The sequence below is a fragment of the Microbacterium sp. Leaf288 genome (assembly GCF_001422925.1).
Lineage (GTDB): Bacteria > Actinomycetota > Actinomycetes > Actinomycetales > Microbacteriaceae > Microbacterium.
Genome location: NZ_LMNI01000012.1, coordinates 25,494 through 47,334 on the forward strand (window position 1 = coordinate 25,494; position 21,841 = coordinate 47,334).

The 21,841-nt window shown below is 71.6% G+C and carries 22 protein-coding genes; 5 read left to right on the forward strand and 17 right to left on the reverse strand.

Going from position 1 to position 21,841, the window contains the following annotated elements; genetic code table 11:
* Nucleotides 1-38 precede the first annotated feature (38 nt).
* The 4 genes from ASF40_RS13730 to infC all read right to left on the reverse strand — a co-directional run bounded on the left by ASF40_RS13730 (nt 39) and on the right by infC (nt 2,416).
* Entirely contained in the window at nt 39-839 is an 801-nt protein-coding gene (locus ASF40_RS13730; RefSeq protein ID WP_056370045.1) for a TrmH family RNA methyltransferase, read from the reverse strand.
* A 187-nt stretch (nt 840-1,026) separates the two neighbouring features.
* Nucleotides 1,027-1,410, reverse strand: coding sequence for a 50S ribosomal protein L20 (gene rplT, locus ASF40_RS13735; protein ID WP_045297244.1), 384 nt, complete (start codon nt 1,408-1,410; stop codon nt 1,027-1,029).
* A 32-nt stretch (nt 1,411-1,442) separates the two neighbouring features.
* The gene (rpmI, locus tag ASF40_RS13740; protein WP_018172232.1) at nt 1,443-1,637 is read right to left on the reverse strand and encodes a 50S ribosomal protein L35; all 195 of its coding nucleotides are present in this window, start codon (nt 1,635-1,637) and stop codon (nt 1,443-1,445) included.
* Nucleotides 1,638-1,708: 71 nt separating this feature from the next.
* Nucleotides 1,709-2,416, reverse strand: coding sequence for a translation initiation factor IF-3 (gene infC / locus ASF40_RS13745; RefSeq protein WP_082497073.1), 708 nt, complete (start codon nt 2,414-2,416; stop codon nt 1,709-1,711).
* A 245-nt stretch (nt 2,417-2,661) separates the two neighbouring features.
* Between infC and ASF40_RS13750 the strand changes: the two genes are divergently transcribed.
* Nucleotides 2,662-3,078, forward strand: a complete 417-nt coding sequence (locus tag ASF40_RS13750; RefSeq protein WP_442922703.1) for a DUF1844 domain-containing protein — start codon at nt 2,662-2,664, stop codon at nt 3,076-3,078.
* A gap of 41 nt (nt 3,079-3,119) precedes the next feature.
* On the opposite strand, the gene ASF40_RS13755 is transcribed toward ASF40_RS13750, so the two are convergent.
* The 7 genes from ASF40_RS13755 to ASF40_RS13785 all read right to left on the reverse strand — a co-directional run bounded on the left by ASF40_RS13755 (nt 3,120) and on the right by ASF40_RS13785 (nt 9,068).
* Nucleotides 3,120-4,511 carry a pyridoxal phosphate-dependent decarboxylase family protein gene (locus ASF40_RS13755; protein ID WP_056370047.1) on the reverse strand — a complete coding sequence of 464 codons (1,392 nt, stop codon included), beginning with the start codon at nt 4,509-4,511 and terminating at the stop codon, nt 3,120-3,122.
* A gap of 126 nt (nt 4,512-4,637) precedes the next feature.
* Entirely contained in the window at nt 4,638-5,429 is a 792-nt protein-coding gene (locus ASF40_RS13760) for an SseB family protein (protein WP_056370049.1), read from the reverse strand.
* A complete protein-coding gene (gene priA, locus ASF40_RS13765) occupies nt 5,413-6,159 on the reverse strand; it encodes a bifunctional 1-(5-phosphoribosyl)-5-((5-phosphoribosylamino)methylideneamino)imidazole-4-carboxamide isomerase/phosphoribosylanthranilate isomerase PriA (protein ID WP_056370052.1) in 747 nt (248 codons plus the stop codon). Before priA ends, ASF40_RS13760 begins: the two co-directional genes overlap by 17 nt.
* A gap of 72 nt (nt 6,160-6,231) precedes the next feature.
* A complete protein-coding gene (gene hisH, locus ASF40_RS13770) occupies nt 6,232-6,903 on the reverse strand; it encodes an imidazole glycerol phosphate synthase subunit HisH (protein WP_056370054.1) in 672 nt (223 codons plus the stop codon).
* Nucleotides 6,900-7,508, reverse strand: a complete 609-nt coding sequence (gene hisB, locus ASF40_RS13775) for an imidazoleglycerol-phosphate dehydratase HisB (protein ID WP_056370056.1) — start codon at nt 7,506-7,508, stop codon at nt 6,900-6,902. Before hisB ends, hisH begins: the two co-directional genes overlap by 4 nt.
* Nucleotides 7,505-8,590, reverse strand: coding sequence for a histidinol-phosphate transaminase (locus ASF40_RS13780; protein WP_056371440.1), 1,086 nt, complete (start codon nt 8,588-8,590; stop codon nt 7,505-7,507). Before ASF40_RS13780 ends, hisB begins: the two co-directional genes overlap by 4 nt.
* A gap of 67 nt (nt 8,591-8,657) precedes the next feature.
* Nucleotides 8,658-9,068 carry a LysM peptidoglycan-binding domain-containing protein gene (locus ASF40_RS13785; protein ID WP_082497074.1) on the reverse strand — a complete coding sequence of 137 codons (411 nt, stop codon included), beginning with the start codon at nt 9,066-9,068 and terminating at the stop codon, nt 8,658-8,660.
* A gap of 263 nt (nt 9,069-9,331) precedes the next feature.
* Here ASF40_RS13785 and lexA point away from each other — a divergent pair, with 263 nt between their 5' ends.
* Together lexA and ASF40_RS13795 are read left to right on the forward strand one after the other, a co-directional pair.
* On the forward strand, nt 9,332-10,012 hold the full coding sequence (gene lexA / locus ASF40_RS13790) for a transcriptional repressor LexA (protein ID WP_045297256.1): 681 nt from the start codon (nt 9,332-9,334) through the stop codon (nt 10,010-10,012).
* A 115-nt stretch (nt 10,013-10,127) separates the two neighbouring features.
* Nucleotides 10,128-11,636 carry a hypothetical protein gene (locus ASF40_RS13795; protein ID WP_056370057.1) on the forward strand — a complete coding sequence of 503 codons (1,509 nt, stop codon included), beginning with the start codon at nt 10,128-10,130 and terminating at the stop codon, nt 11,634-11,636.
* Here ASF40_RS13795 and metE read toward each other — a convergent pair.
* Both metE and ASF40_RS13805 read right to left on the reverse strand, forming a co-directional pair.
* Entirely contained in the window at nt 11,633-13,963 is a 2,331-nt protein-coding gene (metE, locus tag ASF40_RS13800; RefSeq protein ID WP_056370059.1) for a 5-methyltetrahydropteroyltriglutamate--homocysteine S-methyltransferase, read from the reverse strand. The two genes, ASF40_RS13795 and metE, sit on opposite strands and share 4 nt — an antisense overlap.
* A 96-nt stretch (nt 13,964-14,059) precedes the next feature.
* Complete coding sequence (locus ASF40_RS13805; RefSeq protein ID WP_056370061.1) at nt 14,060-15,022, reverse strand: methylenetetrahydrofolate reductase; 963 nt, start codon at nt 15,020-15,022, stop codon at nt 14,060-14,062.
* A gap of 275 nt (nt 15,023-15,297) precedes the next feature.
* Here ASF40_RS13805 and ASF40_RS13810 point away from each other — a divergent pair, with 275 nt between their 5' ends.
* On the forward strand, nt 15,298-17,238 hold the full coding sequence (locus tag ASF40_RS13810) for a S9 family peptidase (protein ID WP_056371444.1): 1,941 nt from the start codon (nt 15,298-15,300) through the stop codon (nt 17,236-17,238).
* A 24-nt stretch (nt 17,239-17,262) separates the two neighbouring features.
* On the opposite strand, the gene hflX is transcribed toward ASF40_RS13810, so the two are convergent.
* The gene (gene hflX, locus ASF40_RS13815) at nt 17,263-18,780 is read right to left on the reverse strand and encodes a GTPase HflX (protein ID WP_056370063.1); all 1,518 of its coding nucleotides are present in this window, start codon (nt 18,778-18,780) and stop codon (nt 17,263-17,265) included.
* A 115-nt stretch (nt 18,781-18,895) separates the two neighbouring features.
* Between hflX and ASF40_RS13820 the strand changes: the two genes are divergently transcribed.
* Nucleotides 18,896-19,552: a class I SAM-dependent methyltransferase gene (locus ASF40_RS13820; protein WP_056370065.1), complete on the forward strand. Its 657-nt coding sequence runs from the start codon at nt 18,896-18,898 to the stop codon at nt 19,550-19,552.
* A gap of 6 nt (nt 19,553-19,558) precedes the next feature.
* Here the strand turns inward: ASF40_RS13820 and dapF are convergent, their stop codons facing one another.
* The 3 genes from dapF to miaA are packed head-to-tail and all read right to left on the reverse strand — an operon-like array spanning nt 19,559 to nt 21,835.
* Nucleotides 19,559-20,431, reverse strand: a complete 873-nt coding sequence (gene dapF / locus ASF40_RS13825; protein ID WP_056370067.1) for a diaminopimelate epimerase — start codon at nt 20,429-20,431, stop codon at nt 19,559-19,561.
* Nucleotides 20,432-20,477: 46 nt separating this feature from the next.
* Nucleotides 20,478-20,900 carry a GNAT family acetyltransferase gene (locus ASF40_RS13830; RefSeq protein WP_056371446.1) on the reverse strand — a complete coding sequence of 141 codons (423 nt, stop codon included), beginning with the start codon at nt 20,898-20,900 and terminating at the stop codon, nt 20,478-20,480.
* Nucleotides 20,897-21,835, reverse strand: coding sequence for a tRNA (adenosine(37)-N6)-dimethylallyltransferase MiaA (gene miaA / locus ASF40_RS13835; protein WP_235560243.1), 939 nt, complete (start codon nt 21,833-21,835; stop codon nt 20,897-20,899). Before miaA ends, ASF40_RS13830 begins: the two co-directional genes overlap by 4 nt.
* Between the last annotated feature and the right edge of the window lie 6 nt (nt 21,836-21,841).

Below are 21,841 nucleotides of genomic sequence, written 5' to 3' on the forward strand. Positions count from 1 at the left end.
CCTTTACCGTTCCGTAACAGGGTCGGAACCGTAACGGCTCAGCGTGCCGCGCGCTGCGCGAAGGCGGTCTCGTACAGGCAGACGCTGGCCGCGGTGGCCAGGTTCAGCGACTCGGCCGCGCCGTAGATGGGCAGGCGGAGTGACAAGTCGGCGAGCGCCAGGGCATCCTCCTCGAGGCCGCGGGCCTCGTTTCCGAACAGCCACGCCGTAGGCCCCGCGAGCACGTCCCGGGACTCGAGGAAGTCCCCTCCGCCGACGTCCGCCGCGATCACGCGCACACCCGCCGTGTGCGCCTTCTCGACCGCCGTCGAGAGATCGACGCCGACCGCGACCGGAACGTGGAAGAGCGAGCCGGTGGTAGCGCGCACGACCTTCGGGTTGTAGGGGTCCACGGTGCGGCCGGTGAGGATGACGGCGTCCGCGCCGGCGGCGTCGGCCGCACGGATGATCGTGCCGAGGTTGCCCGGGTCGCGGACCTCCTCGCAGATCGCGACGAGGCGCGGCGAGGCGGCGAAGATCTCGCGCACCGACGTCGGCGACTGGCGCGCGACAGCCACGATCCCCTGCGGGGTCACCGTGTCGGCCATCGCGTCCAGCACGGCCTCGGTCGTGTAGACGACCTCGAGTCCGGCGTCCTTCGCGGCGTCGCGCACGTCGGTGTGCTTCTCGAGCGCGGTGGGCGTGGCGAAGATCTCGACGAGGGTGTCGGGCCGGTACGCCAGCGCCTCGCGGGCGGCTTGCGGACCCTCCAGCAGGAAGAGGCCGGTCTCCTGGCGGGCGCTCCGCTTCGTCAGCTTCGCGACGGCGCGGACACGCGGAGAGCGAGGGTTCTCGAGCACGGGATCAGTCTAGAGTCGCGGCTGGGCCCACGCGCCCCGAGACTCCGGACGGCGCGCCAGCGGCGCCTGGAGAGGGCGTGGGGACCCGTCTGCGGCACGAGTTTCTCGCCGCCTGCCGCCGCGTGAGCATGCGAAAGGGGCGCCCTCCGTGAGGAGGACGCCCCTTTCGAGACAACGGATGCCGAGGTCAGGCGCTCTTGGGAGCGTTGACGTTCTCGGGCAGCGCCTTCTTGGCGGTCTGGACGAGCGACGCGAACGTCTTGGGCTCGTTCACCGCGAGCTCGGCGAGCATACGGCGGTCGACCTGCACACCCGCGAGGCCGAGGCCCTGGATGAAGCGGTTGTACGTGATGCCGTTCTGACGGGCAGCCGCGTTGATGCGCTGGATCCACAGGCGGCGGAAGTCGCCCTTGCGCTTGCGACGGTCGCGGTATGCGTAGACGAGCGAGTGGGTGACCTGCTCCTTCGCCTTGCGGTACAGGCGCGAACGCTGGCCACGGTAACCCGAGGCGCGCTCGAGGATGACGCGACGCTTCTTGTGGGCGTTGACGGCCCGCTTGACTCTAGCCATTTCTTGATGTTCCTAACTTGCGTCGGCGCGCGTCAGCGGCCGAGGAGCTTCTTCGCGACCTTGGCGTCGCCCGGGGCGAGGACCTGCTCCTGCGACAGGCGGCGGGTACGGCGGCTGGACTTGCCCTCGAAGTTGTGGCGGAGGTTCGCCTGCTGCTTCATGAGCTTCCCGCTGCCAGTGACCTTGAAGCGCTTCTTGGCGCCCGAGTGGGTCTTCTGCTTCGGCATCTCTTCTTCCTTCGTTTCACTTCCCGCCCAGGCGGGAGTCGGTATCCCGCGGTGCGGGAGTCTGTGGGGCCTTACTCGGCCGGAGCTGCCTCAGGGGCGGCGGTCGGGGCGTCGGCCTCAGGGGCTTCTGCCGGGGCGCCGGCCTGCGTCGCGCCACCGGTGCGGGCAGAGCGGGCAGCTTCCTTGTTCGCGGCGCGCTGAGCGTTCTGCTCGGTCTTCACCTCGGACTTGTTCTTGTGCGGTGCGACCACCATCACCATGTTGCGGCCGTCGATCGTGGGGTTCGATTCGACCGTGCCGAACTCGGCGACGTCTTCCGCGAACTTGCGGAGCAGGCGCACGCCCTGCTCGGGACGCGACTGCTCGCGACCGCGGAACAGGATCATCGCCTTGACCTTGTCGCCGGACTGGAGGAAGCCCTCGGCGCGCTTGAGCTTGGTGATGTAGTCGTGGGCCTCGATCTTCAGGCGGAACCGGACCTCCTTGAGGACGGTGTTCGCCTGATTGCGACGCGCTTCCTTGGCCTTCTGCGCAGCCTCGTACTTGAACTTGCCGTAGTCCATGATCTTGACCACGGGCGGCTTCGAGTTCGGGGCCACCTCGACGAGATCGAGGTCGGCCTCCTGGGCCAGGCGCAGCGCCACCTCGATGCGGACGACGCCGACCTGCTCACCCGCGGGTCCGACGAGGCGGACCTCGGGGACGCGGATGCGGTCGTTGGTGCGGGGATCGCTGATGCGGAACTCCTTGGGTATATGGGCTGGACCACCGCGACACACAGTCGTATCGCGGGCGGAGGAAGATCCACTCCACCCGTCAGACGCTTCGAGCGCCGACTTCCTGCACCCTCTCCTGTGATGGAGTTCCCGTCCGGTCGCCCCGACGGCTACCCCGGCCGCAGAACGGTCGGGGCGGAGTGCATGACCCGGTAGCCTGGAACGGCAAGCGCGGGTGGGATGTGATCCACTTTCCGATCCGGTACAGAACGCACCGGAGACCGCAGCAGTCTATCAGAGAGAACGGCGTGGACACGATTCGAGACCAGGACGGCGATCAGACCAGCGCGACGGCAGTGGATGCTGAGCGCCACGCGCGCTGGGAGGAGCAGGAGCGGGCGGCCGCCTCGGCCTCGCGCGACATCGCGGACGTGCCCGCCGTCGAGGTCATCACGACGGCCGCGGTTCACCTGATGAGCGCCGCCGCGGTCAAGGTCGGGCTGGCCGACGACCCCGAGACGCAGACCGACCTCGACGAAGCGCGCAAGCTCATCAACGCGCTGGCGGGGCTCATCACCGCCGGCGCGCCCGAGATCAGCGACATGCACGCGCGGTCGCTCCGCGACGGGCTGCGCTCGGTGCAGCTGGCCTTCCGCGAGGCCTCGGTCATCCCCGACCCGATCGGCAAGGGCCCCGGCGAGAAGTGGACGGGCCCGGTCACCTGACCGGCGGGCCCCCTGACCTGATCGCCCGACCGCCGCGCTGACTACGCGATGCCGAGCGCGGCCGCTGCGCGCGCCACGGCATCGATCGTGCGGCGGACGGCCTCGGCGTCCGTGCCGTGGTTGCTGACCGCGAAGCGCACGACGGTGCGGCCCCGCCACGTCGACGACGACGCCCACACGGTCCCCTCGGCGCGCAGCCACTCCCCCAGCGCAGCGGTCGTCGCATCGTCGCGCGCGGCGAGGCTCACCTGCGTGAACACGACATCGTTGAGGACCTCGAGGCCGGGGATCTCGTCGAACCCGGCGGCGAGCGCTGCCGCGGCATCCGCCAGTCCGTCGACCAAGCCGACCACGCCGCGCCTGCCGAGCGACCGGAGTGCGGCCCAGACGGGGATGCCCCTCGCGCGGCGCGAGAACTCGGGGACGCGGTCGTACGGATCCGAGACGCTGGTCGTCGCGGGCAGGTACGCGGCGTGCGCCCCCAGCGCCGCGGTCATCGCGGCCTCGTCACGCACGATCGCGACGCCGCAGTCGTACGGCACGTTGAGCGTCTTGTGCGCGTCGGTCGCCCACGAGTCGGCGTCGGCGAGGCCGCCGACGAGGTGCTGGAAGCGCGGGCTCGCAGCCGCCCACAGACCGAAGGCGCCGTCGATGTGCACCCACGCCCCGGCGCGGTGGGCGACCTCGACCGCGGCTGCGAAGTCGTCGAACGCGCCCGAGTGCACGTCTCCCGCCTGCAGGGCGACGATGGCGGGCCCCGTCCCCTCGGCGAGCGAGCGCTCGAGACCGTCGACGTCGATGCGCCCCTGATCGTCGGCGCCCACGGTGGCCGGAGCGCCGAGGCCCGCGAGCCGACCGGCCAGCACCATCGACACGTGGACCGCGCCGCCGGCGAAGAAGCGGATCGCGGGCGCGTGCTGGATCCCCGCGGACGGATCCGCGCCGGCGCCACGCAGCACGGCGTCGCGCGCCGCCACGAGGCACGCGAAATTCGCCATGGTCCCACCCGTCACGAAGCCCACCCCGCTCCTGGCCGGCAACCCGAGAAGCTCGAGAAGCCACGAGGCGGCGACCTCCTCGACCGCGGCCGCCGCCGGCGTGAGCTGCCGGGCTCCGGCATTCTGATCCCACGCCGAGACGAGCCAATCGGCGGCGACTGCCGCCGGGTACGCTCCGCCGATCACCAGGCCGTAGAAGCGCGGTGAACCGAGAGCGATGAGGCCGGGGCCCACGGCCTCGGCGAGTTCGTCGACGACCGCCGTCGGCGACGTCCCCTCCGCGGGGAGGGTGCGGTCGAGCCGCGCGAGCACCCCGTCTGCGTCGGTCTCCGACCGCACCGGACGATCGGGCAGAGTGTCCAACCAGCTCAGCGCGTGCCGATGGGCCGCGTCGAGCGCCTCACGGTACTGCCGCCCGGTCACGCCGTCGTCCATGCGGGGCCCCCTTCGCCGAGCCGATCATCCAACCCCATCCGCCCCGCCGCAAGAGCCGCGCGGGAGCTCCACGCCGAGCGCACGCTCGCAGACGGAGAGCACGCATCACGCGCGCCGGAGGCGCGCTCAGGCGCGGACGAGCTTGACCGTGAGGGAGTCGACCAGGACGGCGATGCGGTCGTCGGCCGCCCAGCGCTTCGCGAGGCGCGCGAGCACCGCGTCGAGCTCGGCCTTCTCGAGCCCGTCCATGAGGTGCAGGCGCACCACGAGCTCGGGGCCGCGCAGCCGCGCGTCGGGGTCGCCGGCCTCGACGGCGAGGTCGATGACCGACAGCTCACCGCCGATGCTCTCGTGGAGTCCCGCCACCACTTCGGGCGACAGGAAGCTCGGCTCCCACGGGAGGCCCTGCCCGATCGCCCACACGGCGGGGCGCCGGATGACGAACTCGGTCTCGGACGCCGGGTCCACCACGATGAGGTCGGTGTCGTCGGCCGCAGCAGACAGAGCGGTGCGGACGCCGTCGGCCGGAACCGGCCGGGCCGCGGCATCCCATCGCCCCATGGCATCGACCGACGTGAACACGGGCAGCACGCGACGGCCGTCGGGAGCGGCCACCGTGACGATGGAGAGCTCCTGCGTCTTGTCGACCTCGAGACCGTGCGCCCCGATGCCGTGGTCGCCCTTCTCGGCGACGAGCGGGATCAGCAGGCGCGCCGTCCGGTAGGCGTCGACGACCTCGCGCTGCCCGCCCGTTCCCGCGCGGAACGCCGTGAGCGCGGCGAGCAGCGCCGGATCGGCGGAGCCGTCGTCAGAGGAGTGCGGGTTCGCCTGGAAGCTGCGACCCTCCCAGGGCACGCCGGCGGAGTCGCCGCCGTGCGCGTGGCCGTGGTGGCCGTGGGGGTCAGTGTCCGGCGACATCCAGCGCCTCGGCGAGCGTGAAGGCTCCGGCGTACAGCGCCTTGCCCACGATCGCGCCTTCGACGCCGAGCGGGACGAGGTCGCGCAGCGCCGCGATGTCGTCGAGGCTCGACACGCCGCCCGAGGCGACGATCGGCTTCGGGGTGCGCGTGGTCAGCTCGCGCAGGAGGTCGAGGTTCGGACCCTGGAGGGTGCCGTCCTTCGTGACGTCGGTGACGACGTAACGGCTGCAGCCGGCAGCCTCGAGGCGGTCGAGCACGGTCCAGAGGTCGCCGCCTTCGCGCGTCCAGCCGCGTGCGGCGAGGGTCGTGCCGCGCACGTCCAGGCCCACGGCGATCGCGTCGCCGTAGCGGCCGATGACATCGGCGGCCCACTCGGGGTTCTCGAGCGCCGCGGTGCCGAGGTTGATGCGCGAGGCGCCGCTCTCGAGGGCCGCCTCGAGCGTGCGGTCGTCGCGGATGCCGCCCGAGAGCTCGACCTGCACGCCGCGGACCTGCTTGATGACCTTGCGGAGCACGCCGGCGTTGCTGCCACGGCCGAAGGCGGCGTCGAGGTCGACGAGGTGGATCCACTCGGCACCCTGACGCGCGAAGTCGAGGGCTGCGTCGACGGGGTCGCCGTAGCTGGTCTCGGTGCCGGCCTCGCCCTGCGTCAGGCGGACGGCCTTGCCGTCGGCGACATCGACAGCGGGCAGGAGGACGAGCTTGGGTGTGGACGCGAAATCGTTCATGGATCCTGACTCAGACGTGGGGAAGCTGTGGGGCGGATCACGGAAGCACGCGCTCCCGCAGACGGCACGGTCTCAGAGGGTAGCCCCGCCGAGGCCGTCGATCCAATTCGTGAGAAGGCGGATGCCGGCATCCCCGGACTTCTCGGGGTGGAACTGCGTGGCCGACAGCGGCCCGTTCTCGACCGCGGCGAGGAACGGCGTGCCGTACTCGCACCAGGTGAGGACGGGCTCGGGGAACGGGGGCTGGACGTCGAGCAGCCACTTCTGCGCGCCGAACGAGTGGACGAAGTAGAACCGCTCGTGCTCGATGCCCCGGAACAGGCGCGAGCCCTCACCCGGCTCGACGGTGTTCCAGCCCATGTGCGGCAGCACCGGGGCGTCGAGCTCGGTCACGACGCCCGGCCACTCCCCCATGCCCTCGGTGTCGACGCCGCGCTCTACGCCGCGCTCGAAGAAGATCTGCATGCCGACGCACACGCCGAGCACCGGCCGGCCGCCGGCGAGGCGGCGCTCGATGAGCTCGTCGCCGCGGCTCGCGCGCAGCGCCTCGGCCACCGCGCGGAACGCGCCCACGCCGGGCACGAAGAGCCCGTCGGCGTCCATGATCAGTCCGCGATCGGAGGTCAGGCGCGCGTCGGCTCCCGCCGCGACCAGTGCCTTGACGGCGGAGTGCACGTTGCCCGACCCGTAGTCGAGGACGGCGACGAGCGGCTTCTCCCGCTCGGCGGGAGCGCTTGCGGTCACAGGGCGCCCTTCGTGCTCGGGATGCCCTCGACGAGCGGGTCCAGCGCCTTCGCCTGGCGGAACGCGCGGGCGAACGCCTTGTACTCCGCCTCGGCGATGTGGTGCGGGTCGCGCCCCGACAGCACGCGCACGTGCACGGTCAGGGCCGCATTGAACGCGATGGCTTCGAAGGTGTGGCGCACGAGCGATCCGGTGAAGTGGCCGCCGATGAGGTGGTGCTCGAAGCCTGCGGGCTCGCCGGTGTGCACCAGGTAGGGGCGGCCGCTGATGTCGACCACGGCCTGCGCGAGCGCCTCGTCGAGCGGCACGAGCGCGTCGCCGTAGCGCGAGATGCCCGACTTGTCGCCGAGGGCCTCGCGGATCGCCTGGCCGAGCACGATCGAGATGTCCTCCACGGTGTGGTGGGCGTCGATGTCGGTGTCGCCCGACGCCCGTACCGTGAGGTCGGTGAGCGAGTGCTTCGCGAACGCGGTCAGGAGATGGTCGAAGAACGGCACCGTGGTGTCGATGCGGCTGCGGCCGGTGCCGTCGAGATCGAGCTCCAGCTCGACGGTCGACTCGCTCGTCGCCCGGCGCAGCGAGGCGGTTCGTGGTGCGGCGCTCATGCCGCCGATCCTACCGAGGCGAGGGCGTCGAGGAATGCGGTGGTCTCATCCGCAGTGCCCGCGGTGACTCGCAGGTGGGAAGGGATGCCGACGTCACGGATGAGCACCCCCTCGTCGTACAGGGCCTGCCAGGTGGCCGCCGGATCGGCCACGCCGCCGAACAGCACGAAGTTCGTCCACGACTCGTGGGGCGTGTAGCCCAGCGCTTCGACCGTGGCCGAGATACGGTCGCGCTGGGCGACGATCTCGTCGACCATGCCCAGCATGACCGGAGCATGACGCAGCGCGGCGGACGCCGCCGCCTGGGTGAGCGCACTGAGGTGATACGGCAGGCGCACGAGGCGCAGTGCATCGATGAGCGCGGGATCGGCCGCCAGGTAGCCCACGCGCGCTCCGGCGAACGCGAACGCCTTGCTCATCGTGCGCGAGACGACGAGGCGCTCCCGCCCGGGCAGCAGCGTCAGCGCCGAGCGCTCGTCGTGCGGGGCGAACTCGAAGTACGCCTCGTCGACGATGACGATTCCGTCAGTCGCCTCGTACACGGCCTCCACGACGTCCAGGCCGAGAGGGGTACCGGTCGGGTTGTTCGGCGAGCACAGGAAGATCACGTCGGGCGCGGCGTCCGCGATCTGGGATGCCGCGTCTTCGGCGTCGATCGTGAAGTCGGCCGATCGGGTGCCTGAGATCCACTCCGCGCCCGTGCCGCGCGTGAGCAGCGGGTACATCGAGTACGTGGGCGCGAACCCGAAGGCGGTGCGCCCCGGACCCGCGAAAGCCTGAAGGATGTGCTGCAGCACCTCGTTCGAGCCGTTGGCGGCCCAGATCTGGTCACGGGTGAGACCGTGACCGAGATAGTCGGCGAAGCCTTCCCGCAGTGCGGTGAACTCCCGGTCGGGATAGCGGTTGACGTCGCGCAGTGCGAGTGCAATCGAGTCCAGGATGTCGTCGGCGACCTCGCCCGGAACCGGATGCGTGTTCTCGTTGACGTTCAGGGCGACCGGAAGGGGCGCCTGCGGGGCACCGTAGGGCTTCTGCCCCCGGAGATCGGCGCGTAGGGGGAGATCTTCGAGACGTGCACTCACCCATCCCATGGTAGGCCCGCCCATCGGGGCGCTCTCGCCGCGTGACGCCGCGCGACGCGCCGTGCGATCAGCGATCGTACGCTGCGGGGATCGCGAGGCGCTGGCCCGCCTGGACGAGGACGGTGTCGAGGGCGTTCAGCCGCACAAGCTCGTCGACCACGTCGCGCGGGTCGAGGTCGGGGGCGACCTCCTCCGCGATCGTCCACAGCGATTCGCCGGGCGCGACGGTCACGGTGGTGAACGAACCGGCAGGAGCGCCCGCGTCGCGCGAGGCGAGCGCCGCGCCGCCGCCGAGCACCGCGACGCTCAGGGCGATCACGGCCGGAAGAGCGGCGAGGACGGCGAGCACGCGGCGACCGCGCACTGTCAACCGCAGACGCGTGGATCGCTGGGCCACTGCGCGCGTGGCGCGCTGGGCTGCGGCGCCGGCGGCGCGGGCCGGCGACGGGACGGACGTCGTGAAGTCGATCGCGGTCATGCTCATCTCCTCCTGATGGGGAGAGATTCGCATTCTCCACTCGGTCGGGAGCGGGCAATGCGAATCTCTCTTCCGAAGCTATCTTCGAGTCTGTAGGATGTCAATACCGGATTCCGACGTCGATCTCTCGAACGCGACACGCGGCGAGGTTGCCACCTCAACGCATGCGATCCGGATACGGTTTCGATACGAGAACCCCACCACGGGCCTCCGACATTCGAAGAAACAGCGCTCGGCGGCCGAGCGCAGGACGGAGCCGGAAGATGAGCGACGCGGCCGGGCGAGAGAAGCCCCAGACCCGCCGGCGCAAGAGCCTGAGCGACAAGCAGCTCGCGATCCTCGAAGTGATCCAGCGCTCGATCGCCCGTCACGGCTACCCGCCCAGCATGCGCGAGATCGGCGATGCCGTCGGGCTCAAGTCGCTGTCGAGCGTGACGCACCAGCTCAACCAGCTCGAGCTCAGCGGCTACCTGCGGCGCGACGCCGGGAAGACCCGCGCCATGGAGGTCCTCATCGACCTGCCCGGCACCGCCACCGAGAGCCCCGCGGACGCCGCGCCATCGGTCGGCGACGCGGCACTGGTTCCGCTGGTCGGCCGCATCGCCGCGGGCGTCCCCATCACGGCCGAGCAGCAGGTGGAGGAGATCTTCCCGCTCCCGCGCCAGCTCGTCGGCAAGGGCGACCTGTTCATGCTCAAGGTGTCCGGCGAGTCGATGATCGACGCCGCCATCTGCGACGGCGACTGGGTCGTGGTGCGATCGCAGGCCACCGCCGACAACGGTGACATCGTCGCCGCGATGCTCGACGGCGAGGCGACCGTGAAGACGTTCCGTCAGCGCGACGGCCACACCTGGCTCCTCCCCCGCAACTCCGCGTTCGAGCCGATCCTGGGCGACGACGCCACGGTGCTGGGCAAGGTCGTCGCGGTGCTGCGCGCGGTCTGAATCCCCTGTTCGAGCGCGGCTACGCCGATCTCGTCGACATTTCGTTCACGCACAGTTCGACACCAACTGGTGCGCCGGGTGGCGGTGGATCACGGCCAAGCGCTATAAGGGGGGAATGACCGACGTCACCGCCACGGACGACACCGCCGCGCTTCGCGCCCGCCTCGACGCCCTCGAGGCCGAGAACGCCCGGCTGCGCGCCGGATCGCCGCCGCCGGCACCTCCTTCCGAGAAGGCGCACGGCAACCGCTGGCGGGCGTTCCTGTCTGCTTTGTGCATCGTCATCGCGACGATCCTGGTGCCCGTCTCGATCGTCGCGGCATGGGCGCGGGTCGAACTGGTCGACGAGACCCGGTTCGTGGAGACCTTCGCCCCGCTCGCCGAGGATCCGCAGGTGCAGGCGCTCGTGGCCGACCAGGTCACCACGGCGATCGAGGACTCGCTCGACCTCGAGGGCCTGACGAACGACCTGTTCGACGGCATCCAGCAGCTCGATCTGCCGCCGCGGGCTCTCGCCGCGCTCGATCTGCTGCGGGCACCGGCCACCCAAGGTCTGCAGAACCTCGTCGACACGACCGTGACGCGTCTAGTGCAGTCCGACGCGTTCGCCGATGTGTGGGAGACGGCGCTGCGGGCCAGCCACAAGTCGCTGGCGGCCGTCGCCGCCGGGGGCACCTCCGGCGGCGCCGTGGTGATCAGCGACACCGGCGAAGTGGGCATCCAGCTCGGCCCGATCATCGAGGAGGTGAAGAAGCGCCTCGTAGATCGCGGCATCGGGTTCGCCGAGTCCATCCCGGTCATCGACAAGACCATCGTCGTCGCGCAGAGCGACGCCCTCACGGTCGTCGGCACCGTCTACAACCTCGCCGTCGCCGCAGGCTGGTGGACCCCCATCATCGCGCTCGTTCTCTTCCTGGCCGGAATCCTGATCGCGCGGCGGCGCTCCACCGCCGTCCTCGGCACCGGGATCGGGATCGCCCTCGGCGCGGGGATCCTCGCGATCGCGCTCGGCATCGGCGGCTCGGTGCTGGCGCTCAGCGCCCCGAACCTGGGGGTGCCGGCAGGTGCCCTCGCGTCGATGTACGAGCAGATCACCGCCGCGATGCGCGACACGGCCATCGTCCTCACGCTGCTGGGCGTCGTGATCGCCGTGATCGCATGGATGTCCGGTCGCTGGCGCGGTGCCACCGCGGCGCGCAACGGCGTCGCCTCGGTGAATGCAGGGCTGCGGGGGGCCGCGTTGAAGCGCGGCATCGACACCGGCCGCTTCGGAACGTGGCTCTACGCGCAGCGGATCCTCGTGCGCATCGTGCTGGGAGCCCTGGCGATCCTCTGGCTCATGCTCCTCCGGCCGCTCAGCGTGGGCGAGGTGTTCCTCGTGCTGATCGTGTGGCTCATCGTGTGGTGGGTCTTCGAGCTGCTGCAGCGTCGCCCGGACGAGGCCGCAGCCGCCGCCGCGGACCTCGAGATCGACGTCGCCGAAGCCGACGCCGTCGACGAAGAGGCGGGCGACGCGGCGACCGCCGTCCTGGAGCCGCTGAACGACACCGAGGTCATCCCGGACGCGACGGATGCCGCGACCGATGTGGCCGCGGCATCCGGGTCGAAGAAGAAGGGCTCCTAGGCCGGCACGCTCGCCCGCACCGCCTCGGTCGCCTCGACGAGGTTCTTCAGCGATGCGACCGTCTCGTCGTACCCACGGGTCTTCAGCCCGCAGTCGGGGTTGACCCAGACGCGGCGCAGCGGGAGTTCCGCGACCGCACGGTCCAGGAGGTCGGTGATCTCGTCGACCGACGGCACGCGCGGCGAGTGGATGTCGTAGACACCCGGACCGATGCCGGCGGCGAAGCCCGACGCCCGGATGTCGCCGATCACCTCACCTCGGCTGCGGGCGGCCTCGATCGAGGTCACGTCGGCGTCGAGCGCCGCGATCGCGTCGATGACCACGTCGAACTCCGAGTAGCAGAGGTGGGTGTGCACCTGCGTCGCCGGCGCGGCACCCGCGGTCGCGAGGCGGAACGAGCCGACCGACCACTCGAGGTAGGCGGGCTGGTCCGCCGCCTTGAGGGGAAGGAGCTCGCGCAGCGCCGGCTCGTCGACCTGGATGACGCGGATGCCCGCACCCTCGAGGTCTGCGATCTCATCGCGCAGCGCCAGCGCCACCTGGTTCGCCGTCTCGCCGAGCGGCTGGTCGTCGCGCACGAACGACCACGCCAGGATCGTCACCGGCCCCGTCAGCATGCCCTTCATGGGCTTGTCGGTGAGCGACTGCGCGAACGCCGACCACGCGACCGTGATGGCCGTCGGCCGTGACACGTCGCCCCACAGGATCGACGGACGCGTCGCACGCGAGCCGTACGACTGCACCCAGCCGTTCTCGGTCACCGCGAAGCCGTCGAGGTTCTCGGCGAAGTACTGCACCATGTCGTTGCGCTCGGCCTCGCCGTGCACGAGGACGTCGAGGCCGATGTCCTCCTGGAGCGTCACGACGCGCGCGATCTCGTCGCGCAGGAACCGCTGGTACTCGTCGGCGGTGAGCTCACCCCGGCCGTGACGAGCCCGCGCCCGGCGGATGTCGCCGGTCTGCGGGAACGATCCGATCGTGGTGGTGGGCAGCACGGGGAGAGCGAGCTCGGCGTCCTGCGCTGCGACGCGGGCGTCGTAGTCGCCGCGCTCGAAGTCGCCGGCGTCCAGCACCGCGGCGCGCTCGCGCACCGCGCCGTCGCGCACGCCGGGGGCGCTCCGACGGTCCGCGAGGGCGGCGGATGCCTCGGCCAGCGGCGCGGCGATGGCGTCTCGCCCCTCGACCAGGCCGGTGGCGAGCGTCACCACCTGCGCGACCTTCTGGTCGGCGAAGGCGAGCCACGACGCGAGCCGCTCATCGAGCGCGGACTCGTCGGAGACGTCGTGGGGCACGTGCTGCAGCGAGGTCGAGGTGCCCGCGCTGATCTCCGACGCGCCCACCGCGCTCAGCGCCTGCAGGCGATCCCATGCGGCGTCGAGGTCGCCGCGCCACACGTTCCGTCCGTCGACGACGCCGCCCACGAGCGTCTTTCGGTCCAGGCCCGGCACGGCGTCCGGCACGGCGCCGCGGGTGAGGTCGATGGCGATGGCCTCGATCGGAGCCTCCGCGAGGGCCGCCCAGGCCTCCCGCGACAGCTGCGCGTAGCCCGCCGCGACGAGGATCGCCGGCCGGTCGCCGCGAACGCCCAGTGCGGCATAGGCGCGGGCCGCGGCATCCGCCAGCACGGCCGCGTCCGCAGGCAGGCTCTCGCTCACCAGGGCGGGCTCGTCCAGCTGCACCCACTCGGCGCCCGCGGCACGAAGGGCGGACAGCAGCTCGGCGTACACCGGCAGCAGATCGTCGAGACGGCTGAGCGGGTCGAAGCCCTGGGGGGAGGCATCCGAAGCCTTCGCGAGGGCGAGGAGGGTCACCGGGCCCACGATCACCGGTCGGACGGTGAAGCCGTCGGCCTTGGCCTCGGCCACCTGGCGCGCGAACCGGTCGCTCGAGAGGGAGAAGACCGTCTCGGGGCCGATCTCGGGCACGAGGTAGTGGTAGTTCGTGTCGAACCACTTGGTCATCTCGAGGGGAGCATCGTCACCCGCCCCGCGCGCGGCGGTGAAGTACGCGTCGAGACCGATCGCACCGTCGGCATCGCGCAGCGCGGCGAACCGCTCGGGCAGCGCCCCGACGGTCACGGCCGCGTCGTGCACCTGGTCGTAGAACGAGAAGGACTCGGGAATCGACGAGTCGTCGCGGCCGAGACCGAGCGCGGCGAGCCGCTCACGCGTCGCGCGGCGCAGGCCGGCCGCCGTCTGCTCCAGGGTCTGTGCGTCGGCGGTTCCGGCCCAGTACCCCTCGACCGCGCGCTTGAGCTCGCGGCGGCGCCCGATCCGGGGATAGCCCAGGATCGTGCCGTGGGGGAAGGTGCTGCGAGGTTCGGTCATCGTGCTCTCTCTTTCGCTTCGTTCATCTCGGATCGGGGGGTCTTCAGGGGTCGCCGAAGAGACCCGTCGGTCATCCGACGGATCGCGGCGTCCGGGTCAGCGGACGGCGTCGGGCATTCGCATGGAGGGGGCGAGCACTCCGGCTTCGCTCAGCACGTCCAGGACCGTCTCGTGGTTGTTGAACGCGTACAGGTGGACGCCGGGGGCGCCCCCGTCCACGACCTCGCGGGCGAGTCGCGCGGCGTGCGCGACTCCCACCTCGCGCTGCCCCTCGACGGTGGGCTCGACGTCGAGCGCGACGGCGAGGTCCACCGGCAGCTGCTCCCCTGTCAGCTCGAGAACCCGGCGCAGGCGAGTGGGCGAGGTGATCGGCATGATGCCGGGGAGGATCGGGATCGTGACGCCGGCTTCGCGCGATCGCTGCACGAACGCCAGGTAGTCGTCGGCGTGGAAGAACAGCTGCGTGATCGCGAGCGTCGCACCGGCCGCCTGCTTCGCGAGCAGCGCGTCGATGTCTTCGAAGGGATGCCTCGACCGCGGGTGACCGTTCGGGAACGCCGCCACGGCGATGTCGACGCGGGGGCGCTCCGCGACCCGCACCGCACCCGGCACGCCGGGGATCGGCGCTTCGCTGTAGGGCTCACGCTCCGCCTGCACGCAGTCGATGAGCTGCACGAGCTGGGCCGCGCTGTCGAGATCGCCGAGGAAGACGTCGTCCTCCGAGACGCCCGCCGGCGGATCCCCTCGCAGTGCGAGGAAGCTCGTGATCCCGGCATCCAGGAACTCCCGGATCAGCGCGTTCGCGGCGGCATAGCTGTTCCCGACGCACGTGAGGTGGGCGAGGGGCTCGACGTGGGTCTCGCGCAGGATGTGGGTCAGCAGCTCGAGGGAGCGACCGCCGGTGGAGCCGCCCGCTCCGTAGGTCACCGAGATGAACCGCGGGTCGACCGATGCCAGGTGGCGGATCGTCTCGTGGAGCGCGGCGACGCCCGCGTCGGAGCGCGGCGGGTACACCTCGAAGGAGATCGGCACGGGAGGAGTGCTCAGGTCGATCGACATGGCCTGCTTCTCAGGGATCGGCGGACAGGGCTGAGCCGTACGGGAAGGCCCGATCGGCCGCGGCACCTCCACCCGCCGGGACGGCGGAAGGGGTGTCATTCGCGGGCGGGTGCCGGGCTCGGCTGTCGCTCCTGCCCGGGCCCCGAGGTTCGGGGCGTCCGTGAGGACGACCGGGCGACGATTCGTCCACGGTAGCGGAGCGCGCCGCCGTCGTGTCGCCTGTGACGTTCTGTTTCGATCGCGATTCCCGTGGGCTTCGTCGTACCGTGGTGTGCGTGACGACACCGGACGTACGCCCCTACGGCAGCTGGCCCTCCCCCATCTCCGCCGCGGAGGTCTCCGCGGCCTCTCCGCGTCTGGAGGGTGCGCGCTTCGTCGGTGCTGACGAGCCGGACGTGTGGTGGGGCGAGTCCGTGCCCGAGGAGGGCGGCCGCTCCGCAGTGCGCCGGCGGGCAGCATCCGGAGACGTCATCGATGTGCTCCCCACGCCGTGGAGCGCCAGGTCGCGCGTGCACGAGTACGGCGGCGGCTCGTGGACGGCCGACGACCACGGCGTGCTGTACTTCGTCGAGAAGACCGACCAGCGCGTCTGGCGGCTCGAGCCGGGTGGTGAGCCGCGCCCGCTCACGCCCGAGGCCGGCGACGTCCGCTTCGGCGGCCTGACGCTGCAGCACGGCCGCCTGCTCGCCGTGCGCGAGGACCACACCCGCGGCACCGCGGTTCCGGCTCGCGACATCGTGGACGTCCCCCGGGACGGCAGCGGAGCCACGGATGCTGCGCGCCTGAGCTCGCTCGCGAGCGGCAGCGACTTCGTCGCCCACCCCGCACTGTCGCCCGACGGCTCGCGTCTCGCCTGGATCGCGTGGAACCACCCCCACATGGCCTGGGATCGTGCAGAGCTGCGCATCGCGCGCCTCGAGGGCGGCGACGGCCCGGAATGGACCACAGTCGCGGGCGGCGGCTCCTCGCCGCTGCAGCCCGAGTGGGTCGACGACGACGACCTCGTCTACGCCGACGACCCGACGGGCCGCTGGAACCTGTGGCGGCTGCGGCTCACGGCTGACCTGCACCATGAGCCGATCGCGGCTGTCGACGCCGACACCGGCGGTCCGCTGTGGGTGCTCGGCACGCGGTGGTTCGCGTTGCTCGCCGACGGGCGCATCGCCGCTGTCGAGACGAACGGCGCGGAGGAGCTCGTCGTGCTCGACGCCGCCGGCGGCCGCCGCGCACTGCCCGTCGACGCCGTGACGCGCCTGTCGATCGAGGACGCCCGCGGCACCCGCGTGCTCCTCTCGGGCGCGGGCTCCGGCGGCGCAGGGCTCTGGGAGGTCGGCGTCGAGGATCCCGCGGCGACACGGCTCATCGTCGGCGGTGCCTCGCCCTGGGGAGCCGAGTGGATGCCGCGCTCCCGCCCGGTCACCGAGCCCGGACCCCATGGTCCCGTCCACGCTTTCGACTACGCGCCGGCGAACCCGGGTGTCGTCGGGCCAGACGGCGAGCGGCCCCCGTACGTGGTGTTCGTGCACGGCGGTCCGACCGATCACGTGGGCGGCGCAGCATCCGGGAAGATCGCGTACTTGACCAGCCGTGGAATCGGCGTGCTCGACGTCAACTACGGCGGCTCCAGCGGCTACGGCCGCGCCTATCGCGAACGCCTGCTCGGGCAGTGGGGCGTGGTCGACGTCGACGACGTCGTGGCCGCGGCCCGCGGGCTCGCGGAGGCGGGCATCGCCGACGGGGCCAGGCTCGCGATCGCGGGCGGCTCGGCGGGCGGCTGGACGGTGCTGTGCGCACTGACGAACTCCGACGCGTTCGGCGCGGGCATCAGCCGCTACGGCGTGGCCGACCTCCGCAAGCTCGCCGAGGACACGCACGACTTCGAAGCCCGCTATCTCGACGGCATGGTGGGGCCGCTGCCCGAGGCCGAGGCGCTGTACGTCCAGCGGTCGCCGCTGTCGCACCTCGACAGACTCCGCACACCGCTGCTGATCGAGCAGGGCCTCGACGATCGCGTCGTGCCGCCGTCGCAGTCCGAGGCCGTGCGCGACGCCCTCGCGGCGAACGGCGTCGCCCACGCCTACCTCGCGTTCGAGGGCGAAGGCCACGGCTTCCGCAGCGCGACGACGCTTGTGCGCACCATGGAGGCCGAGCTCGCGTTCCTCGGCCAGGTGTTCGGATTCGAGACGCCGGGAGTGCCGCCGCTCGAGCTCTCCTAGCGGCTCGAGCGGCGGCTCGCGGTCTCAGACCGTGAAGGGGGCGAGGCGTGCGGCGAGGTGCTCGCCCACACGGGCGTGCACGGCGGTGCCGCCCTCCTCGTGCTCCTGCGCGAGGATCATCCCCTGCTCGTGGATCGCCGAGACGAGGTCGCCGCGGTCGTAGGGCACGAGCGCCCGCACCTCGACCGCCGGCAGCGGCAGCGTCTGTTCGATGAGGGCCCGCAGCTCGTCGATCCCCTCGCCGGTGCGGGAGGAGGCGAACACCGCCTTGGGCTCGAGTCCGCGCAGCAGCAGGCGCGCGTCGTCGTCGATCAGATCGGCCTTGTTGAAGACGATGATCTCGGGGATGTCGCGCGCGCCGACGTCGCCGATCACATCGCGCACCGTCGCCAGCTGGGCAGCCGGGTCGGGGTGCGAGCCGTCGACGACGTGCACGATGACATCGGCGTCGCCGACCTCTTCCAGCGTGGACCGGAACGCCTCCACCAGCTGGTGCGGCAGGTTGCGCACGAAACCGACGGTGTCGGTGAGCGTGTAGATCCGGCCGTCGTTCGTCTCGGTGCGCCGCACGGTGGCGTCCAGCGTCGCGAACAGGGCGTTCTCGACGAGCACGCCCGCGCTCGTGAGGCGGTTCAGCAGCGACGACTTGCCGGCGTTGGTGTACCCGGCGATCGCGACCGACGGGATCGTGTTGCGCTTGCGCTCGGCCCGCTTGGCGTCGCGCGCCGGGGCGAAGTCGCGGATCTGCTTGCGCAGCTGTGCCATGCGCGTGCGGATGCGGCGACGATCGAGCTCGATCTTCGTCTCACCGGGACCGCGCGAGCCCATGCCCGCACCGCCCGCGCCCACCTGGCCACCGGCCTGGCGGCTCATCGAGTCGCCCCAACCGCGCAGGCGCGGGAGGAGGTACTCGAGCTGCGCCAGCTCGACCTGGGCCTTGCCCTCACGGCTCTTCGCGTGCTGGCTGAAGATGTCGAGGATCACCGTCGTACGGTCGATCACCTTGACCTTGACGGCGTCCTCGAGGGCGCGCCGCTGGCTGGGGGCGAGCTCGGTGTCGGCGATCACGGTGTCGGCGCCGACCGCGGCGACGATGTCGCGCAGCTCCTCCGCCTTGCCGCGACCCACGTACGTCGCGGGGTCCGGGTGGGGACGCCGCTGCAGCACGCCGTCGAGCACGACGGCGCCGGCCGTCTCGGCCAGCGCCGAGAGCTCGCGCAGCGAGTTCTCGGCATCCTCCGTCTCGCCCTGCGCGTGCACGCCGACCAGCACGACGTTCTCGAGTCGCAGCTGCCGGTATTCGACCTCGGTGACGTCTTCGAGCTCGGTGGAGAGCCCGGGGACGCGCCGGAGCGCGGCGCGCTCCTCGCGGTCCCACTGCTCGCCGTCGCTGTCGGCGCGCCCGATCGTTGCCTCGTCCTGGAGCGCCTGAGCGGCCCCGAAGACGTGCACCCCCGAGCGCGCTTCGGCGCGCGCCAGCACGCGATCCACCGGGTCCACCGGCGTCTCGTCGGTGCTCTGGGGTGTCGTGGTATCCGTCATGTGTTCCTTCGGTTGTTGCGGTGGATGCCGTTTTCCGCCGCTCATCGGCCGGTTCGCGGCATCCGTGAATTCTAGCTTCCCGTTGTGCGGAGCACCTCCGCTAGGCTCGTCAGCCATGGGGAGTGACCACTATTTCAGTGCGACGCCCGCCAGCCCCGAGAACCTGCGCCGCATCCGGGTCACACTCGCCGGTCGCGATCTCGAGGTCACGACTGCCGGGGGCGTCTTCAGCCCCGATCACGTGGACTCGGGAACCGCGGTGCTGCTGTCGAACACTCCCCCGCCTCCGGCGAGCGGGAACTTCCTCGACCTCGGGTGCGGGTGGGGACCGATCGCCCTCAGCCTTGCGCTCGATGCGCCGCACGCGACGGTGTGGGCCGTCGACGTGAACGAGCGTGCGCTCGACCTGGTGCGTCGCAATGCGGCGGCACTCGGGCTCGACAACGTCAACGCGTCGCTGCCCGATGATGTTCCCGACGACATCCTGTTCCGCACGATCCGGTCGAATCCGCCCATCCGCGTGGGCAAGAACGAGCTGCACGGTCTGCTCGAGCGCTGGCTCCCCCGGCTCGACGAGCGGGCGGACGCGTGGCTCGTGGTGCAGCGCAACCTCGGCTCGGATTCGCTGCAGCGCTGGCTCGCCGCGACGCTCGACCGGCGCTTCACCGTGCACCGCGCGGCGACGGCCCGGGGCTTCCGCGTGCTCAAGGTGCGCCGCCACGGCTCACCGCCGAGCGAGCCGATCGACCTGCCCGAGCTGCCCGAGGGCTGAGCTGCGCTACGCGAGCGTGACCTCGCCGGTGTAGACGAGCGTCGCGGGGCCCGACAGGAGCACGTGACGCGCCCCGTCGACCTCCGGTACCCGCACGCCCAGCGTGCCGCCGGGGACCTCGACGACCCAGTGATCGGGTGCCGCGGGACCGGCCCAGTGCCGCACCGCCAGCGCAGCGGCCGCGACACCCGTTCCGCAGCTCAGCGTCTCGCCCACCCCGCGCTCGAACACGCGCATGCGGATCGAGCCGACGCCCTCGTGCACGAGCGGGTCGCTCGGGACGACGAACTCGACGTTCGCGCCGTGCGGAGGTTCGGGCTGCAGCAGCGGCTGCGCGGCAAGGTCGAGTCCCTCCAGCTCCGCGTCGTCGGGCAGCGCCACGACGACGTGCGGGTTTCCGACGTCGATCCCGACACCCGGACGAGGAGCTCCCCCGCCGCGCGTGCGCACGAGCACACCGGAGTCGTCGACGACGAACGGGCCGAGGTCGACCTCGTACCCGCGGTCGCTGCGGGTGACGGTCTTGATGCCCGCGCGCGTACCGACCTTGAGCGGGTCGCCGTCGACGTCGGCCCAGCCGACGTCGACGAGGTAGCGCACGAAGACCCGCACGCCGTTGCCGCACATCTCCGCCTTCGAACCGTCGGCGTTGCGGTAGTCCATGAACCACTCGGCTCCGGAATCCGCCGCCTCGGCGCCCTCGTCGATGGCGCTCGCGCGCACCACGCGCAGGATGCCGTCGCCGCCGATCCCGAAGCGCCGGTCGCACAGCACCGCGACCTGGTCGTCGGTGAGGTCGAGCACGCCGTCGGGGTCAGGGACGATCACGAAGTCGTTGCCGGTGCCGTGGCCCTTGGTGAACGCGATCGTCTGCGGCATCGCACCAGTCTACGGGCGGGATCCGAGGCGCCGGGCCCTGGCCGGCTCAGTCGGCGATGAGGCGCTTGCCGGTGTTCCACGTCTCGAACGGCTCGTAGCCGAGCGAGTCGTAGAACCCGCGTGCGATCCCGTTCTCGGGCCGCACCATGAGCTGCACCTTCGGGCAGCCCATCTCGGTCAGCAGCTCTTCGGCTTCGGCGACCAGCTTGCGTGCGATCCCCTCGCCGCGCCGGTCCGGCGCGCTCGCGAGGTAGTAGAGCCAGCCGCGGTGGCCGTCGTAGCCGGCCATGACCGTGCCGACGATCGTCCGGTCGTCGACGGCGACGAGGAACAGCTCCGGCTGCACCGAGAGCTTGCGGCGGATGTCCTGGTACGGGTTGTTCCACGGCCGCGTGAGCCCCGTCAGCTGCCACAGCGAGACGACCGCCTCGGTGTCGGGGAGATCGAAGGCCCGGATCGCGATGCTCATGACCACGAGTCTGCCAGGGCGGTGGCATCCGTCTCCGGATCCACCCACCGCAGGTCGTCGTAGCGCTTGAACCACGACACCTGCCGCCGGGCGTAGCGGCGTGTCAGGGCCTGGGTCTCGGCGATCGCCTCGGCCTCGGTCATCTCGCCTGTCAGCTGAGCGAGCGCCTGCGCGTAGCCGATCGCTCGGCGCGCCGTCACGCCGCGTTCGAGGCCCTGCGCGCGCAGCGCCCTCACCTCGTCGACAAGCCCGTCCCGCCACATCGCCTCCACGCGCGCGTCCAGGCGGAGCACGAGCTCGTCGCGGGGCACCGCGACGCCGACGATGCGGGTGTCGGGGTACCAGAGGATGGGAGCGTCGGGCAGCATCGCGCCGTGCGTGCGCTCACCGAGCTCGAGCACCTCGAGCGCGCGCACGATGCGCCGGCCGTTGCGCGGATCGACCTTGGCCGCCGTCGCGGGATCCCGTTCACGCAGGCGGGCATAGAGTGCGCCGGGGCCGTGCTCGTCGAGCTCCGCCTCGAGCCGGGCGCGGAGCTCCTCGTTCCGCGGCGGGAAGCGGAAGTCGAACAGCACACTCGACACGTACAGCCCGGAACCGCCGACCAGCACGGCGTCGGCGCCGCGACCGTGGATCTCGCGGATCGCGGTGCGCGCAGCATCCTGATACCAGGCGACCGCGGCGTCGTCGGTGACGTCGAGCACGTCGAAGAGGTGATGACGGATGCCTCGCCGCTCGGCCTCGGGAAGCTTCGCGGTGCCGATATCCATGCCGCGATAGAACTGCATCGCGTCGGCGTTCACGATCTCGGCCGGGCGGCCGCCGGCCGCGAGCGCTTCGGCCAGCTCGAGCGACAGCGCGGTCTTACCCGTCCCCGTCGCACCGACCACGGCCCACAGGAGCGGCGGCGGGGCGGCGTCGGCCGGGGTGTTCACGGAGGG

Bases quoted from the DNA above. Each gene is read 5' to 3' on its own strand.
- ASF40_RS13785 (WP_082497074.1), bottom strand. From the start codon at position 9,068: ATGACCGCGATCGACTTCACGACGTCCGTCCCGTCGCCGGCCCGCGCC.
- ASF40_RS13805 (WP_056370061.1), bottom strand. From the start codon at position 15,022: ATGTCGATCGACCTGAGCACTCCTCCCGTGCCGATCTCCTTCGAGGTG.
- ASF40_RS13760 (WP_056370049.1), bottom strand. From the start codon at position 5,429: ATGTCGCCGGACACTGACCCCCACGGCCACCACGGCCACGCGCACGGC.
- rpmI (WP_018172232.1), bottom strand. From the start codon at position 1,637: ATGCCGAAGCAGAAGACCCACTCGGGCGCCAAGAAGCGCTTCAAGGTC.
- hisB (WP_056370056.1), bottom strand. From the start codon at position 7,508: ATGAGCGCCGCACCACGAACCGCCTCGCTGCGCCGGGCGACGAGCGAG.
- rplT (WP_045297244.1), bottom strand. From the start codon at position 1,410: ATGGCTAGAGTCAAGCGGGCCGTCAACGCCCACAAGAAGCGTCGCGTC.
- metE (WP_056370059.1), bottom strand. From the start codon at position 13,963: ATGACCGAACCTCGCAGCACCTTCCCCCACGGCACGATCCTGGGCTAT.
- ASF40_RS13795 (WP_056370057.1), top strand. From the start codon at position 10,128: ATGACCGACGTCACCGCCACGGACGACACCGCCGCGCTTCGCGCCCGC.
- lexA (WP_045297256.1), top strand. From the start codon at position 9,332: ATGAGCGACGCGGCCGGGCGAGAGAAGCCCCAGACCCGCCGGCGCAAG.
- priA (WP_056370052.1), bottom strand. From the start codon at position 6,159: ATGAACGATTTCGCGTCCACACCCAAGCTCGTCCTCCTGCCCGCTGTC.
- hflX (WP_056370063.1), bottom strand. From the start codon at position 18,780: ATGACGGATACCACGACACCCCAGAGCACCGACGAGACGCCGGTGGAC.
- ASF40_RS13820 (WP_056370065.1), top strand. From the start codon at position 18,896: ATGGGGAGTGACCACTATTTCAGTGCGACGCCCGCCAGCCCCGAGAAC.
- ASF40_RS13830 (WP_056371446.1), bottom strand. From the start codon at position 20,900: ATGAGCATCGCGATCCGGGCCTTCGATCTCCCCGACACCGAGGCGGTC.
- dapF (WP_056370067.1), bottom strand. From the start codon at position 20,431: ATGCCGCAGACGATCGCGTTCACCAAGGGCCACGGCACCGGCAACGAC.
- ASF40_RS13755 (WP_056370047.1), bottom strand. From the start codon at position 4,511: ATGGACGACGGCGTGACCGGGCGGCAGTACCGTGAGGCGCTCGACGCG.